The sequence below is a fragment of the Sphingomonas sp. 2SG genome (assembly GCF_005503285.1).
GTDB classification, from domain to species: Bacteria; Pseudomonadota; Alphaproteobacteria; order Sphingomonadales; family Sphingomonadaceae; genus Sphingomonas; species Sphingomonas taxi.
The window spans coordinates 202685-217885 of record NZ_SCMZ01000001.1; the positions used below are offsets into that span (position 1 = coordinate 202685).

At 69.6% G+C, this 15201-nt stretch carries 12 protein-coding genes; 10 read left to right on the plus strand and 2 right to left on the minus strand.

Features of this window, described 5'->3' with window-relative positions; all coding sequences use genetic code 11:
* The first annotated feature begins 85 nt into the window (after nucleotides 1-85).
* Genes tsaE through trxA form a run of 6 tightly spaced genes read left to right on the plus strand, consistent with a single transcriptional unit; the run spans nucleotide 86 to nucleotide 8997 of the window.
* On the plus strand, nucleotides 86-532 hold the full coding sequence (tsaE, locus tag FFS23_RS00920) for a tRNA (adenosine(37)-N6)-threonylcarbamoyltransferase complex ATPase subunit type 1 TsaE (protein ID WP_137897020.1): 447 nt from the start codon (nucleotides 86-88) through the stop codon (nucleotides 530-532).
* Complete coding sequence (locus FFS23_RS00925; RefSeq protein ID WP_171009310.1) at nucleotides 529-1494, plus strand: aminoglycoside phosphotransferase family protein; 966 nt, start codon at nucleotides 529-531, stop codon at nucleotides 1492-1494. The genes tsaE and FFS23_RS00925 overlap by 4 nt, the downstream gene beginning before the upstream one ends.
* Nucleotides 1491-2246, plus strand: coding sequence for a nucleotidyltransferase family protein (locus FFS23_RS00930; protein WP_137897022.1), 756 nt, complete (start codon nucleotides 1491-1493; stop codon nucleotides 2244-2246). Before FFS23_RS00925 ends, FFS23_RS00930 begins: the two co-directional genes overlap by 4 nt.
* Entirely contained in the window at nucleotides 2239-5205 is a 2967-nt protein-coding gene (gene addB, locus FFS23_RS00935) for a double-strand break repair protein AddB (RefSeq protein WP_137897023.1), read from the plus strand. Before FFS23_RS00930 ends, addB begins: the two co-directional genes overlap by 8 nt.
* Complete coding sequence (addA, locus tag FFS23_RS00940) at nucleotides 5192-8614, plus strand: double-strand break repair helicase AddA (protein WP_137897024.1); 3423 nt, start codon at nucleotides 5192-5194, stop codon at nucleotides 8612-8614. The genes addB and addA overlap by 14 nt, the downstream gene beginning before the upstream one ends.
* 59 nt (nucleotides 8615-8673) lie before the next feature.
* Nucleotides 8674-8997 carry a thioredoxin TrxA gene (gene trxA, locus FFS23_RS00945; protein WP_038660146.1) on the plus strand — a complete coding sequence of 108 codons (324 nt, stop codon included), beginning with the start codon at nucleotides 8674-8676 and terminating at the stop codon, nucleotides 8995-8997.
* Between the two features lie 107 nt (nucleotides 8998-9104).
* On the opposite strand, the gene FFS23_RS00950 is transcribed toward trxA, so the two are convergent.
* Nucleotides 9105-9902 carry an inositol monophosphatase family protein gene (locus FFS23_RS00950; protein WP_137897025.1) on the minus strand — a complete coding sequence of 266 codons (798 nt, stop codon included), beginning with the start codon at nucleotides 9900-9902 and terminating at the stop codon, nucleotides 9105-9107.
* 1 nt (nucleotide 9903) lies between these two features.
* Complete coding sequence (gene argJ, locus FFS23_RS00955) at nucleotides 9904-11130, minus strand: bifunctional glutamate N-acetyltransferase/amino-acid acetyltransferase ArgJ (RefSeq protein WP_137897026.1); 1227 nt, start codon at nucleotides 11128-11130, stop codon at nucleotides 9904-9906.
* A 98-nt stretch (nucleotides 11131-11228) separates the two neighbouring features.
* On the opposite strand from argJ, the gene FFS23_RS00960 reads away from it, so the two are divergent.
* The 4 genes from FFS23_RS00960 to secA all read left to right on the plus strand — a co-directional run bounded on the left by FFS23_RS00960 (nucleotide 11229) and on the right by secA (nucleotide 15029).
* Nucleotides 11229-11510 (plus strand): type II toxin-antitoxin system Phd/YefM family antitoxin, encoded by a 282-nt coding sequence (locus tag FFS23_RS00960; protein WP_137897027.1) that lies wholly within the window; start codon nucleotides 11229-11231, stop codon nucleotides 11508-11510.
* Complete coding sequence (locus tag FFS23_RS00965) at nucleotides 11473-11868, plus strand: type II toxin-antitoxin system VapC family toxin (protein ID WP_137897028.1); 396 nt, start codon at nucleotides 11473-11475, stop codon at nucleotides 11866-11868. The genes FFS23_RS00960 and FFS23_RS00965 overlap by 38 nt, the downstream gene beginning before the upstream one ends.
* Before the next feature lie 55 nt (nucleotides 11869-11923).
* A complete protein-coding gene (locus tag FFS23_RS00970) occupies nucleotides 11924-12181 on the plus strand; it encodes a hypothetical protein (RefSeq protein ID WP_137897029.1) in 258 nt (85 codons plus the stop codon).
* 100 nt (nucleotides 12182-12281) lie between these two features.
* Nucleotides 12282-15029, plus strand: coding sequence for a preprotein translocase subunit SecA (gene secA, locus FFS23_RS00975; RefSeq protein ID WP_137897030.1), 2748 nt, complete (start codon nucleotides 12282-12284; stop codon nucleotides 15027-15029).
* The last annotated feature ends 172 nt before the right edge of the window (nucleotides 15030-15201 follow it).

Sequence of the window (15201 nt, forward strand, 5' to 3'; positions counted from 1 at the left end):
GGGTCGCGGGACTCCTGGGCTCCTGCGTTCGCAGGAGCACGGTGGAGTGGCATGCGACCCGCCGCGGTGCATTCCGGAGGTCGGCATGACCGGCATCCGGCTTGCCGATCCCGTCGCCACCGAGGCGTTCGGCGCCTCGCTCGCCGCGCGCGTCCGGCCCGGGGACGTCATCACGCTGCAAGGCGATCTCGGCATGGGCAAGACGAGCGTCGCGCGCGGCCTGCTCGCCGCGCTCGGCCTCGCCGGCGAGGCGCCGAGCCCCAGCTTCGCGATCGTCCAGCCCTATGAGCCGCCCGAGGTCCGTCTGCCGGTGCTGCACGTCGATCTCTACCGGATCGAGGATGCGGAGGAACTGGAGGAACTCGGTCTCGCGGAGGCGCTGACCGATACGCTGCTGCTGGTCGAATGGCCCGAGCGGGCGCCGGGCTATTGGCCGCAGGCGCTGGCGCTCACCTTGCAGCCGGGGCCGGACGGCGGACGAATCTTGACAGCCGACGTCCCGGCGTCATGGAAGCCGCGATGGCCGATATGACCCCGCCCGCCGGCGCGCCGGCGTTCCTCGCTACGCATGGCTGGTCGGGGGACATCTCCCCCGTCGCCGGCGACGCCTCGTTCCGCCGCTATTTCCGCGTCGCCAGCGCCGGGCGCAGCGCGATCCTGATGGACGCGCCGCCGCCGCACGAGGACCCGCGGCCGTTCATCCGCATCGCGCAATGGCTGACCGACCACGGCTTCGCCGCGCCCGCGATCCACGCCGCCGACCTTTCGCAGGGCCTCGTCCTGCTCGAGGATTTCGGCGACGTGCGGCTGCGCGAGACCGCCGATGCCGGCGAGGCGGCGGCGTTGCCGCATTATGCCGCGGCGATCGACCTGCTGGTGGCGCTGCGCGCGCATCCCGCCGGCGACCTGCCGCCATATGATCGCGCGGTGCTGCATCGCGAGGCGGGGCTGTTCGTCGACTGGTATTGCCCCGCGGTCGGGCTCACCGTCGACGAGCCGGGCTATCGCGCCGCCTGGGACGCGGTGTTCGACCACGCGCTGACCGAGTCGCCGGTCACCGTGCTGCGCGACTATCATGCCGAGAATCTGATGCTGGTCGGCGCGGAGCGGCGGCTCGGGCTGCTCGACTTCCAGGACGCGCTCGCCGGGCATCCCGCCTATGATCTCGTGTCGTTGCTGCAGGACGCGCGGCGCGACGTCGATCCGACGCTGGAGGCGGCGATGCTGGCGCGCTACCGGACCGCGACGGGGGCGGGCGACGATTTCCTCGCCGCCTATCACGTGCTCGGCGCGCAGCGGAACGCCAAGATCATCGGCATCTTCACCCGGCTGTGGAAGCGCGACGGCAAGCCGCGCTATCCGACCTTGTGCCCGCGCGTCTGGCGCTATCTGGAGCGCGATCTGGCGCAACCGGCGCTGGCACCGGTGGCGCGCTGGTTCGATGCCAACGTGCCGCCTGCCTTGCGCGGTGATCCGGCGGCGTTGAGCGCATGACGCGGCAGCGCATCCTGCGTCCCGATCCCGGCGGCGTCGTGCCGGCGACCGCGATGGTGATGGCCGCGGGCCTCGGCAAACGGATGCGGCCGCTGACCGCGACGCGGCCCAAGCCGTTGGTCGAGGTCGCAGGCAAGCCGCTGATCGATCACGTCTTCGACCGGCTCGCCGCCGCCGGGGTGCAGCGCGCGGTGGTCAACGTCCATTATCTCGCCGATACGCTAGAGGCGCATGTCACCAACCGCGACGACGGCATCGCGGTGGCGATCAGCGACGAGCGCGCGCAATTGATGGAGACCGGCGGCGGGCTGGTGCAGGCGCGCGGCCTGCTCGGCGACGATCCGGTGCTGGTGATCAACAGCGACAATCTGTGGTTCGACGGACCGGTCGACACGTTGAAATTGCTCGCGTCGCGCTGGGACGATGCGACGATGGACGTCTTGCTGCTGGTGGTGCCCTATGCGCGCGCCAACAACCATCGGGGGCAGGGCGATTTCCGCATCGGCGCGGATGGCCGGATCATCGCGCGACGCAAGGCGGCGACGGTCGCGCCCTTCGTCTATACCGGCATCCAGATCCTCCATCCGCGCCTGTTGCGCGACTGGCCGGAGGGGCCGTTCTCCACCAACCTGTTCTGGAACCGCGCGATCGAGGCGGGCCGCGCCTATGCGCAGGTCCATCAGGGGCTGTGGTTCGACGTCGGCACGCCCGCGGCGATTCCGAAGACCGAAGCGCTGATCGCCAATGGCTGAGGCGCGCAGGCCGCACCTCTATTCGATCCCCTCGCACAAGGCGTTCGCCGACACGCTCGTCGCCGGGTTGCTGCGGCGGGCGGGGGGCGATGCGATGACATTGGCCCGCGGGCTGGTGCTGCTGCCCAACAATCGTGCGGTGCGCGCGGTGACGAGCGCCTTCGTCCGCGCGAGCGGCGGCGGCCTGCTGCTGCCGCGGCTGGTGACGCTTGGCAGCCCTGATCTCGGCGAGGCGGTCGGCGCGGCGCTCGATCCGGCGGACGAGGGCGCGCCGCCGCCGCCCGCGGTCGCGCCGATGCAGCGGCGGATGATCCTCGCCCGGCTCGTCTTCGAGGAGCGCGCGCGCGCCGGTGCGGCGATCGACGCGACGGAGGCGGTGCGGCTGGCGGGCGAACTCTGCCATACGCTCGACCAGTTGCTGGTCGAGGAGGTCCCGCCGACGGCGCTGCGCGATATCGACCTCGCCCCCGAACTGACCGAACATTGGCAGCGCGCACTGTCGACCTTCACGATCGTGCTCGAACGCTGGCCCGCGGAACTGGCGCGGCTCGGGCTGATCGACGCGGCGACGCGGCGGCGGATGCTGCTCGACCGGGTCGCCGAGCGGTGGCGCCAGCAACCGCCGCAGGGGATCGTCTGCGCCGCCGGCGTCACCGATCCGGCACCGGCGGTGGCGCGGCTGCTGCGCTGCGTCGCCGAGGCGCCACAGGGCATGACGGTGTTCGCCGGGCTCGACCTGGCGATGCCGCAGGAGGAATGGGATGCGCTCGGGCCGCACCGGCCCGATCCCGTCACCGGCCACATCCGCCGCTCGCTCGAGACGCATCCGCAATATCACCTCAAGCTGATGCTGGAGCGGATGAGCGTCGGCCGCGGCGAGGTGGCCAATTGGCCCGGCACCGCGGGGCCGGATGCCGGCGCGGTGCGCGGGCGGGCGATCGCCAACGCACTCGCGCCCGCCGCCTTCACCGGCAAATGGACCGAGCTGAAGGCGGAGGACCGGCGGCTGACCGGCGTCGCCGCTGCCGAACTGGCGACACCGGCGGAAGAGGCGCAGACGATCGCGCTCGCGCTGCGCGGCGCACTGGAAGAAGAGGGGCGGACCGCGGCGTTGGTCACGCCCGATCGGGCGCTGGCGCGGCGGGTGGCGGTGCATCTGCGCCGCTGGGGGATCGAGGCCAACGATTCGGCCGGGCGGCCGCTTTCGATCCTGCCGCCGGGGACGCTGCTGCTCGCGCTCGCCGAGGCGGCGGCGCAGCGCTTCGCGCCGATGGCGTTGCTCGCGCTGCTCAAACATCCGCTGGTGCGCAACGTGCCGGGCGACCGCGCCATCCGCGGCGCGTGGCTCGACGGTGTGCGCGGGCTCGACCGTGGCCTGCGCGGCCCGCGGCCGGCGGCGGGGCTCGACGGGATCATGGGCCATCTGCTGACCAACAAACGTGATCGCGCCGCGGCGTGGTTCGCTGAGCCGGTCGGGTTGCTCAAGCCGATCGAATTGGTCTTCGAACAGGGTATGCAGCCGCTGCCCGCCTTGCTCGCGGTGCTGCGCGAGACGGCGCAGGCGCTGTGCGGAGACGACCTGTGGTCGGGGCCGGCGGGGCGTGCTGCCGCGGAGTTCCTCGACGCGCTCGAAGCCGATGCGCCCGCCGGGCCGCCGCGGATCGCGCCCGATGGACTGGCGCCGCTGCTGCGCGGGCTGCTCGACGAGGTTGCGGTACGGCCGGGGTCGGGCGTCGGCCACCCGCGCATCGCCATCTACGGCCTGATCGAGGCGCGGTTGCAGACCGCCGACCTGATGGTGCTCGGCGGGCTCAACGAGGGCGTATGGCCGGGGCGGCCGGCGCCCGACCCGTGGCTGGCGCCGCGTATCCGTGCGACATTGGGGCTGCCGGGGCTTGAGCGCGCGGTCGGCGTCGCGGCGCATGAATTCGGCCAGGCGCTCGGCGCGCCGCAGGCGATCGTGACGCGCGCGCGGCGCGATGCCGCCTCGCCGGCGCTGGCGTCCCGCCTTTGGCTGCGCCTCCAGGCGATGGCGGGCGAGCGGTTCGTTCGCGCGCACGATCTCGAACGCTGGGCGCATGCGCTCGACGATCCGCGCGAGCACGTCCCCGCCGACCGGCCGGCGCCGCTGCCCGATCCGGCGCGCCGCCCCAAGGCGATTTCGGTCACCGAGATCGACCGGCTCAAGGCCGACCCCTACGCCTTCTATGCACGGCGGGTGCTCGGGCTGATGCCGCTCGATCCGGTCGATGCCGACCCGAGCGCGGCGTGGCGCGGCACCGCGGTGCACGACATCCTCGAACAATGGTGGAAGCGCGACCGTTGCGCCGCCGACGCGCTGCTGCCGCGCGCCACCGCGATGCTCGACGACGAGCGGACGCATCCGATGATGCGTGCGCTCTGGCGGCCGCGGCTGGTCGAGGCGATCGACTGGATCGCAAAGACGGTTGCCGTGCAGGACGCGGAGGGGCGCAAGGTCGCCTCCGCCGAGGGCAAGGGGCATATCGAGGTGGCGGGGGTGAAGCTGTCCGGCCGCTACGACCGCGTCGATCGCCTGCCCGACGGCAGCCTCGCGATCGTCGACTATAAGACTGGCAAGCCGCCGTCCGCCGCCGCGGTCAAGGCCGGCTACAGCCTCCAGCTCGGCCTGCTCGGCGCGATCGCCGAGCGTGGCGGGTTCGACGACGTCTCGGGCCGTGCGGGCGGTTTCGAATATTGGTCGCTCGGCAAGAAGCGCGACCAGTTCGGCTATATCGAAACCCCGGTCGACGCCGAGGGCAAGCGCGACCGGATCGTCACCACCGATTTCACCACGATCGCGATGAGCAATTTCATCGAGGCGGCGGGCCATTGGCTGACCGGCAATGCGCCGTTCACCGCCAAGCTCGTGCCGGATTATGCGCCTTATGCCGAATATGACCAACTGATGCGCCGGGACGAATGGTATGGCCGGGACTGACCTCGCCACTTTGCCGCGGCTGAAGGGCGCGCAGGCGGCGGCGAGCGATCCGCACGCGCACGTCTGGCTGTCCGCCTCCGCCGGCACCGGCAAGACGCAGGTGCTCGCCGCGCGTGTGTTCCGGCTGCTGCTGGGCGGCACTCAGCCGGCCGCCATCCTCTGCCTGACCTTCACCAAGGCGGGCGCGGCGGAAATGGCACAGCGGATCAGCAACCGGCTCGCCGCCTGGGTGCGGATGCCGGGGCCGCAGCTCGCCGCCGATCTCGAAGCGCTCGGCGAGCGTGCGACGCCGGACTTGCAGGCGCGCGCGCGCACCTTGTTCGCCGGCGTGCTCGACGCGCCGGGCGGCGGCCTGCGCATCCAGACGATCCACGGCTTCTGCCAGAGCCTGCTTGCCGCCTTTCCGGTAGAGGCGGGGCTGACCCCCGGTTTCCGCCCGCTGGAAGCACGCGAGGAGGCGGTGCTGGCGCGCGAGACGCTGGCGACTTTGCTGGTTGAGGCGGAGCGCGACGGCCGCCTCCGCCCGATCGAGACGATCGGCGCGCTGTCGTTGCGCCTGGGCGAAGGCGGGGCGGAGAGCTTCCTGCTCGCCTGCGCGCGCTCGCTGATCGCGCTGGAGGCGTTGCCGAGCGGCATCCAGCCGTGGCTGCGCCGCGCGCTCGACCTGCCGCAGGGCGATATCGGCGAGGCGCTGGCGTCCGGCTGCGACGCGATCGACGTCGATATGGTCGAGCGGCTGGCGGCGGCGAACAAGGCGTGGGGCGCGGCGACGGGCCTCGGCCATGCCGAGACGCTCGATCGCTGGCTCGCCGCCGCGCCCGAGGCGCGTACGGCGACCTTGCAGGAGCTGGCCGGCGTGGTGCTGACCGGCAAGAACGAGCCGCGCAAGGCGTCGAAGAAGCTGGTCGATGCCGAACCCGATTATCCCGAACTCGCCGCGGCGCTCGGCGACCATTGCCTCGATCTGCTGTCGCTGACGCAACGCGCGGCCTATGCCGATCTGCTCGCCGATGCGCTCGACGTCGGGCGTGACTATGCCCGCGCCTATGCCGCGGCGAAGCGGCGCAGCGGCGCGGTCGATTTCGACGATCTGATCGGCGTGACGGTGCGGCTGCTCGAACAACCCGGCATCGGCGAATGGGTGCGCTACAAGTTGGATCAGGCGACCGAGCACGTGCTGATCGACGAGGCGCAAGACACCAACCTCAACCAGTGGCGGATCGTCACCGCGCTGGCGGGCGAGTTCTTCGTCGGCCGCGGCGTCCATGCGCCCTCGACGCGCACGCTGTTCACCGTCGGTGATTTCAAACAGGCGATCTTCGGCTTCCAGGGCACCGACCCGATCAACTTCCGCTGGGCCGAGGGCCATTTCGCCACCCGCGCCGCCGAGGTCGAGGGGACCGAGGACTGGCCCGAGTCCGAACGCGGCCTGCCGTTCCAGCGTCTGTCGCTGACCCATTCCTTCCGCTCGACGCGCCCGATCCTCGAATTCGTCGATGCCGCGGTCGCGGCGGCGGGCGAGCCGGGCCTCGGCGCGATCGGCGCGCTGGAGGATCATGCCAGCGAGGTGCCCGGCCCCGGCACCGTCGAGATGTGGCCGCCGGTGGTGGCGGGCGGCAGCGACGAGGACGAGGAAGCGTGGATCGACGACGCGGTCCGCGAACAGGCGGTGCGGATCGCGCGCGCGGTGCGAGACTGGATCGACGGCGGGCTGATGCTCGAGAGCAAGGGCCGGCCGCTCCGCCCCGAGGATGTGATGATCCTCGTCAAGCGGCGTGGCGATCTCGCCTCGCTGATCGTCGCGCGCCTCTATGCCGAGGGCGTGCCGGTCGCCGGCGTCGACCGGTTGCGGCTCAACGCGCCGCTGGCGGTGCAGGATCTGCTCGCCGCGGTGCGCTTCGCGTTGCAGCCGGAGGATGACCTGTCGCTGGCGTCGCTGCTGGTTTCGCCGCTGATCGGCTGGACGCAGGACGAATTGATGCACGCCGCGCCGCGCGATCACGGCAGCCTGTGGCGGCATCTGACGCTCACCCAGTCGGACGAACGGCTGGCGCCGTTGCGGTCGATGCTGCTGCGTGCGGATATCGCCACGCCCTATCAGTTCCTCGACGAGCTGTTGTCCGGTCCGCTCGACGGACGGCGCAGGCTGCTGCGCCGGCTGGGTGCCGAGGCGCGCGATCCGATCGAGGAATTGCTCAACGCCGCATTGGCGTTCGAGACGACCTCGACGCCGTCGATGCAGCGTTTCCTCGACTGGTTCGATCGCGGTGACGTCGAGATCGTCCGTGATCCTTCCGCGCCGCTCGATGCGGTGCGGGTGATGACCGCGCATGGTGCCAAGGGCTTGCAGGCGCCTTTGGTGATCCTCGCTGATGCGACGGTCGATCCGACCGCCGCGCCGCGCGCGCTGGTGCGCTGGTCGCCCGAGCCCGGCGCGCAGCCGATCCCGATCTTCCGTCCGCGTTCCGCCGAGCGCGGCGGCCCGCTTGACGTGGCGATCGGCGAGGTCGAACGGCGCGAGCTGGAGGAACATTGGCGGCTGTTCTACGTCGCCGCGACACGTGCCGAGGAACGGCTGGTGATCGGCGGCGCGCTCGGCCCGCGCGCCAAGGGCGAGCCGCCGGTGGCGAGCTGGTATGCCGCCGCGTCGCGCGCCTTCGATGCGCTGGGCGTCGCGGGGGAGGGGCCACGCATCTTCATCGGCCGCATCCCGCAGCCGCCGGTGAAGACGCGTCCCGCGGCAAAGGCGCAGCGCGTCGAGACCGTCGTCCTGCCCGACTGGGCGCAGCGCCCCGCGCCGATCGAGAGCCGGCCGTCGCGGCCGCTCGCGCCGTCTGCGATCGGCGAGGACGAGGTGAGCGATCCGCCGCCCGGTCCGGCGCTGCGCGCCGCCGCGGAGCGCGGGCGGCTGTTCCACGCTTTGTTCGAGCGTCTTCCGGCGGTCGCGCCCGAGGCGCGCGCCGCCAGTGCCGAACGCTGGCTCGCCACCGCGGGCGGCGTCACCGACCCTGCGGTACGCGCGGAGATCGCCGCCGGCGTGCTCGCCGTGCTCGACGATGCGCGTTTCGCCGACCTGTTCGGCGGCGACGCGCTCACCGAGGCGCCGATCGCTGCGACGCTCGCCAACGGCCTCGTCGTGTCGGGGACGGTCGACCGGCTGTTGATCGCGCCGGATCATATCCGCGTCGTCGACTTCAAGACCGGCCGGCGCGTCCCGGGGGCCGTGGCCGATATCCCGCCCTATCACCTCGACCAGATGGCCGCCTATGCTGCGGCACTGGCGACGATCTTTCCGGAGCGGCGGATCGAGGCGGCGTTGCTCTACACCGGTGGACCCCGTCTGTTCGTGCTCGACCCGGCGCTGCTCGACGCGCACAAGCCGCGCTTTCGCCTCCGGGAGCAAAGCTAGGGCGCCGACGGTTGAGCCGGGGTCCGCGCCATCCTAGATGGGCTGCAAAGGAGATTGAAATGGCTACCAAGGCGATTACCGACGCGAGCTTCGACACCGACGTGCTCAAGGCCGACGGTCCGGTGCTGGTCGACTTCTGGGCGGAATGGTGCGGCCCGTGCAAGATGATCGGGCCGAGCCTCGAGGAACTGTCGGAAGAGCTCGGCGAGCAGGTGACGATCGCCAAGCTCAACATCGACGAGAATCCGGATGCGCCGGGCAAATACGGCGTGCGCGGCATCCCGACGATGATCCTGTTCAAGGGCGGCGCCCCGGCGGCGACCAAGGTCGGTGCCGAGCCCAAGGGCCGGCTGAAGGCCTGGCTGGAAGGCGCGCTGGCGTAAGCGATGCAAGTCCCTCCCCTTTTGGGGGAGGGGTAGGTTTTGTATCACGGAAACCTGTTCTTAGTGTCCTCCACCCCAACCCCTCCTCCGAAGAGGAGGGGCTTTTTCTATCCGAACAGCAACTTCGCCGCCTGGTCCCACAAGGTGGGCGATGCGGCGGCGAGCATGCCGCGGCGCTGATCGCCGACATGATAGTTCTCGCCATCCGGCCAGCGCGCTACGCCGCCCGCCTCGCGCAGAAACAGCGAGCCGGGCGCATGATCCCAGGGCAGCGTCTTCTGGAACAAGGCGACGTCGTTCGTCCCCAGCACCAGCCGCGGATATTGCTCGGCCGCGCAGCGCGGCATCGGCGCGACGGTAAACGCGCGCTCGGCGCGGGCGTAGAGTGCCGCGATCTCCGCCTCGCTCATATAATAGGTCGCGAGCACCGCCGACGGGCGCTCTCCGCCGCTCGGCCGCGCCTGCACGCGTACGTCGTCGATATAGGCGCCGCCGCCGCGCACCGCGTGGCAGAGCCGGTCGGCGACCGGATCGAGGATCCACCCCGCCTGCGTCTCGCCATCCTCGACCAGCGCGATCATGATCCCGAAGGTGGCGATGCCGCTCGCGTAATTGTTGGTGCCGTCGATCGGGTCGATGATCCACACCCGGCCGTGCTCGATGCCGTCGACCAGCGACGCATCCGCCGCCACCGCTTCCTCGCCGACAACGCGGATGCCGGGATCGAGCGCCGCCAGCCCCGCGGTCAGCGCCGCCTCGCTCTCGCGATCGGCGACGGTCACCATATCGTCGGCGGCCTTCTCCTCGATCTCGTCGGCGGCGAGATTGCGGAAGCGCGGCAGGACGATCTCCGCCGCCACCCGGCGCATCAGGGTGACGACCGCGTCGTGGTGCGGATGGTGCATGTCAGCTCCGATAGTCGGCGTTGATCGAGATATAGCCGTGGGTGAGGTCGCAGGTCCAAACCGTCGCCACCCCGTCGCGGAGGCCGAGATCGACGCCGACCTCGATCTCCTGCCCCTTGAGATGCGCGGCGACCGGCGCCTCGTCATACCCCTCGACCGCGAGGCCTTCACGCGCGACCTGCGTCTCGCCGAAGCGGATCGACAATTTGTCGCGCTCGGCGGGCTCGCCGGCCTTGCCGACCGCCATGACGACGCGACCCCAATTGGCATCCTCGCCCGCGATCGCGGTCTTCACCAGCGGCGAATTGGCGATCGACATGGCGATGCGATGCGCCGAGGCGTCGCTTTCCGCGCCGGTGACCGCGATCTCGATCAGCTTGGTCGCGCCCTCGCCGTCGCGCACGACGAGCAACGCGAGCTGCGCGCAGAGGTCGGCGAGCGCCGCGGCGAAGGCGTCCGCACCGTCGCTGTCGGCATCGCCGAGCGGCGCATTGCCGGCCGCGCCGGTGGCGAAGGCGAGCACCGTGTCGCTGGTCGAGGTGTCGCCGTCGACAGTAATGCACGAGAAGGTGTTGCGGTTGGCGGCGTTGAGCGCGGCCTGCAGGAAGCCGGGCGTCACCGCCGCATCGGTGAAGACGAAGCCGAGCATCGTCGCCATGTCCGGCGCGATCATCCCCGAACCCTTGATGATGCCGACCAACGTCACCGTGCGACCATCGACGATGGCGGTCGTCATCGCACCCTTGGGATAGGTGTCGGTGGTGCCGATCGTCTCCGCCGCGGCGCGCCAGTCGCACGGCGTCGCCGCGAAGGCGGCGTCGAGGCCCGCCTCCGCCTTGTCGATCGGCAGCGGCACGCCGATCACCCCGGTCGAGGCGACGAACACGTCCGATGGCTGGCAACCGAGATGCTGCGCGGTGCGCGCCGCGATCGCCTCGACGGCAGCGCGGCCGCGATGGCCGGTGAAGGCGTTCGAATTGCCCGCGTTGACCACCAGCGCGCGCGCCGTGCCGAGGGTCAGCGCCTTGCGGCACCATTCGACCTCGGGCGAAGGGCATTTGCTCTGCGTGACGACGCCGGCGACGCTGGTCCCTTCGGCGAGCGTGACGAAGGTGAGATCGCAGCGGTCCCACGTCTTGTAGCGCGCGCGAGCGACGTGCGGCACCACGCCGGCGATCGCGGGCAGGGCGGGGAAGGGGGTGGCGAGCGGGGAGATGGACGAAGACATGGCGCTGCCATAGGCTGCTTCCAAGACAGGGCAAAGACGGATGATCGACGAACCCTCGCATGCTTGACCACCGGCACGTGCCGCGCCACCTATAGGTCATGGCGATGCACGTCCCTATCGGTGAGGCGAAGGCGCGGCTTCCGGAGCTGGTCGCGGCGGCGATGCGTGGTGAGGATGTCGTGCTCGATAGTGTCGACGCACCCCAGGTTCGCCTCGTGATGGTCCCGCCGTCCGATGTGGAGCAACGTGCCGCGAAGCGGCGGTCCGCGATCGGGATGTTTGCAGATCTCGTCGGGGATCGTGACATCGACATCCGCTCTCTAAAGGCGGACGATCGTTGGAATGAACATTACGGGCGCAAATTTGGCGATCCTAATTGATACGCAGGCGCTCGTCTGGATCGCTACCCGTAGTCCGCGGCTCAGTGTGGCGGCGACGGCTGCGATCACCGATGGTGCTACGCCGCTGTGCGTCAGTGCGGTAACCGCATATGAATTTGCCGATCTGAACCGCCGCGGCAGGTTTGGCGCTGATCTTCCGTTGGATTCGCTCGTCGCCCGCCTCGATGCCGAGATACTCGAATATCCGGCATCCGCGTGGCGGATCGTAGATACGCTGCCAGACCTGCATCGCGATCCGGTGGATCGCATGCTGATCGCCCATGCGCTGCATCTCGATGCGACGTTGGTCACTGCGGACGTCACGATGCGTCGCTATCCGGTACGTTGCTTGTGGTAATACAGCCGCTTCGCATGTGGACGCCCGCGGACCTTGTCCTTATGGCGAGGCTGCGATGAATTTGCTGCTGCTCCTGTCCGCGCTGCTGTCCGCCCTTACCGGCGGTGGATCGGCGATGCGTACGCCGGCGGCAGCGCATGCGGTCGCGAGCGCGGCGACCGTGGTCGAAGCGCAGGTGCGCCCCGCGGCCGTCGCCAGCCGGCCGCAGCAGGCGCTGCCGACGCTGGTCGCGTCCGCGGCCTGGGGCCTCGCCGCCGCCGCTCCGGTCGTAGCCGCCGCCGAACCGCTCTACGCGCGCCGCCGGCGCGAATAGCGCCCGTCGCAGCCCGGCTGCGACCCATATCTTCGTGACCAACGACGCTGCGCGCCCCCGCATCCCTGGGGCCGCGCGCGCTTATTCAGGAACCATCCCTATGTTCGGCGGCTTCGCTAAATCGCTCTTCGGCTCGTCCAACGACCGCTACGTCAAATCGCTCAACCCGATCGTCCAGAAGATCGCCGCGTTCGAGCCGACGCTCCAGGCGCTCTCCGACGACCAGCTCGCCGCGCAGACCGCCAAGTTCCGCGAGCAACTCGCCAATGGCGCCAAGCTCGACGACCTGCTGCCCGAGGCGTTCGCGACGGTGCGCGAATCGGCGGTGCGCGTGCTCGGCATGCGCCATTTCGACGTGCAGATGATCGGCGGCATCGTCCTCCACCGCGGCGAGATCGCCGAGATGCGCACCGGCGAGGGCAAGACGCTCGTCGCGACGCTGGCGACGTATCTCAACGCGCTGCCCGGCGATGGCGTCCACGTCATCACCGTCAACGACTATCTCGCCGCGCGCGACGCCGAATGGATGGGCCAGGTCTATCGCTTCCTCGGCCTCACCGTCGGGACGATCATCCCCAACCTCACCGACGAACAGCGCCGCGCCGCCTACAACAGCGACATCACCTACGGCACGAACAACGAATTCGGCTTCGACTATCTGCGCGACAACATGAAGTACGAGCGCAGCTCGATGGTGCAGCGCGCCTTCAGCATGGCGATCGTCGACGAGGTCGATTCGGTGCTGATCGACGAGGCGCGCACGCCGCTCATCATCTCCGGCCCGACCGACGACAAGTCGGAGCTGTACATGAGCGTCGACGCGATCGTGAAGCAGCTCGAGGCGGACGATTACGAGAAGGACGAGAAGCAGAAGTCGATCATCCTGACCGAGAGTGGCACCGAGCGGATCGAGCGGATGCTCGAGGCGGCGGGCCTGCTGGAGGGCGCCAACCTCTACGATTTCGAGAACACGCAGGTCGTCCACCACGTCAACCAATCGCTGCGCGCGAACATGATGTTCAAGGCGGACACCGATTACATCGTCAAGGATGGCAAGGTCATCATCATCGACGAATTCACCGGCCGCATGATGGACGGGCGCCGCTGGTCCGACGGCCTGCACCAGGCAGTCGAGGCGAAGGAGGGCGTGACGATCGAGCCCGAGAACCAGACGATGGCGTCGATCACCTTCCAGAATTATTTCCGCATGTACCCGAAGCTGTCGGGCATGACCGGCACCGCGGCGACCGAGGCGGCGGAATTCTACGACATCTACAAGATGAACGTCGTCACCATCCCGACCAACGTCGGCGTCCGCCGCGTCGACGAGGAGGACGAATTCTACAAGGACACCACCGACAAGTTCCGTGCGATCGCCAAGAAGATCCGCGAACATGCCGCGCTCGGCCAGCCGGTGCTGGTCGGCACCGTGTCGATCGAGAAGTCCGAGCTGCTCAGCGAATTCCTCACGCAGGAGGGCGTCGATCACAAGGTGCTCAACGCGCGCTACCACGAGATGGAGGCGCATATCGTCGCGCAGGCCGGGCGCAAGGCGGCGGTGACGATCGCCACCAACATGGCGGGCCGCGGCACCGACATCAAACTCGGCGGCAACCTCGAATTCCGCATGCTCGACGAGCATCCCGATCTCGTCGAGGGCACGCCCGAATATGAGACGGAGGCGGCACGGATCCGTGCCGAGATCGAGGTGGAGAAGCAGGAGGTGCTCGCCGCCGGCGGTCTGTTCGTGCTCGGCACCGAGCGGCACGAGAGCCGCCGCATCGACAACCAGCTCCGCGGCCGTTCGGGCCGTCAGGGCGATCCCGGCCTGTCGCGCTTCTACCTCAGCCTCGACGACGATCTGCTCCGCATCTTCGGCCCGGACACGCTGTTCGCCAAGATGATGCGCAACAATATCGAGGACGGCGAGGCGATCGGCAGCAAGTGGCTGTCGAAGGCGATCGAGACCGCGCAGAAGAAGGTCGAGGCGCGCAACTACGACATCCGCAAGCAGGTCGTCGAATATGACGATGTGATGAACGACCAGCGCAAGGTCATCTACGAACAGCGCGCCGACATCATGGACGCCGATGCGGTCGGCGATGTGGTCAGCGACATGCGTACCGAGACGGTCAACGTCATCGTCGGCGGTGCCTGCCCGCCCAATTCCTATCCCGAGCAATGGGATATCGCGGGCATGAAGGCGGGGCTGACCGAGATCCTCAATCTCGACCTGCCGGTCGACGACTGGCTGACCGAAGAGGCGATCGATCCCGAGATCGTCGAGGAGCGCGTCCGCGAGGCCGCCGATGCGGCGATCGCCACCAAGGCTGCCGAGCTCGAGCCGGAGACCTGGACGCAGGTCGAGAAGTCGATCCTGCTCCAGAACCTCGACCATCACTGGAAGGAGCATCTCGCGACGCTCGACGCGCTGCGTCAGGTCGTCCATCTGCGCGCCTATGCGCAGAAGACGCCGATCAACGAGTATAAGCAGGAGGCGTTCTCGCTGTTCCAGCGCATGCTCGACTCGATCCGCGAGGACGTCACCAAGACGATCGCGCACGCACAATTCCAGATGCAGGAAGCGCCGGACCTGCCCGAGCTGCCCGATTTCATCACGACGCACTTCGACCCGTTCACCGGCGAGGACAATTCGAACGATATCGACGCGGGCACGCTGGGCCGGATCACGACGCAGATCCCGCCGCTGCAGATGATGCAGCCGGATGCGGAGGCGATCCTCGGCGACAATCCGGAACATTGGGAAGGCCGCGTCAACCGCAACGCGCCATGCCCGTGCGGCTCGGGGCGCAAGTACAAGCACTGCCACGGCGCCGTCACCGCCTGACGCTCCGCCGTCGGTCCCACCCCGTCACCCCGGCCTTGCGCCGGGGTCCCGCTTCTTCTCCGCGACGGCTGACGAAGCGGGATGCCGGAGAGCGCGGCAGCCGTCGCTGTCACCATCTCACGAAAAAGGCCGGATCACCGCAAGGTGACCCGGCCTTTTGTCGTTACGCGAA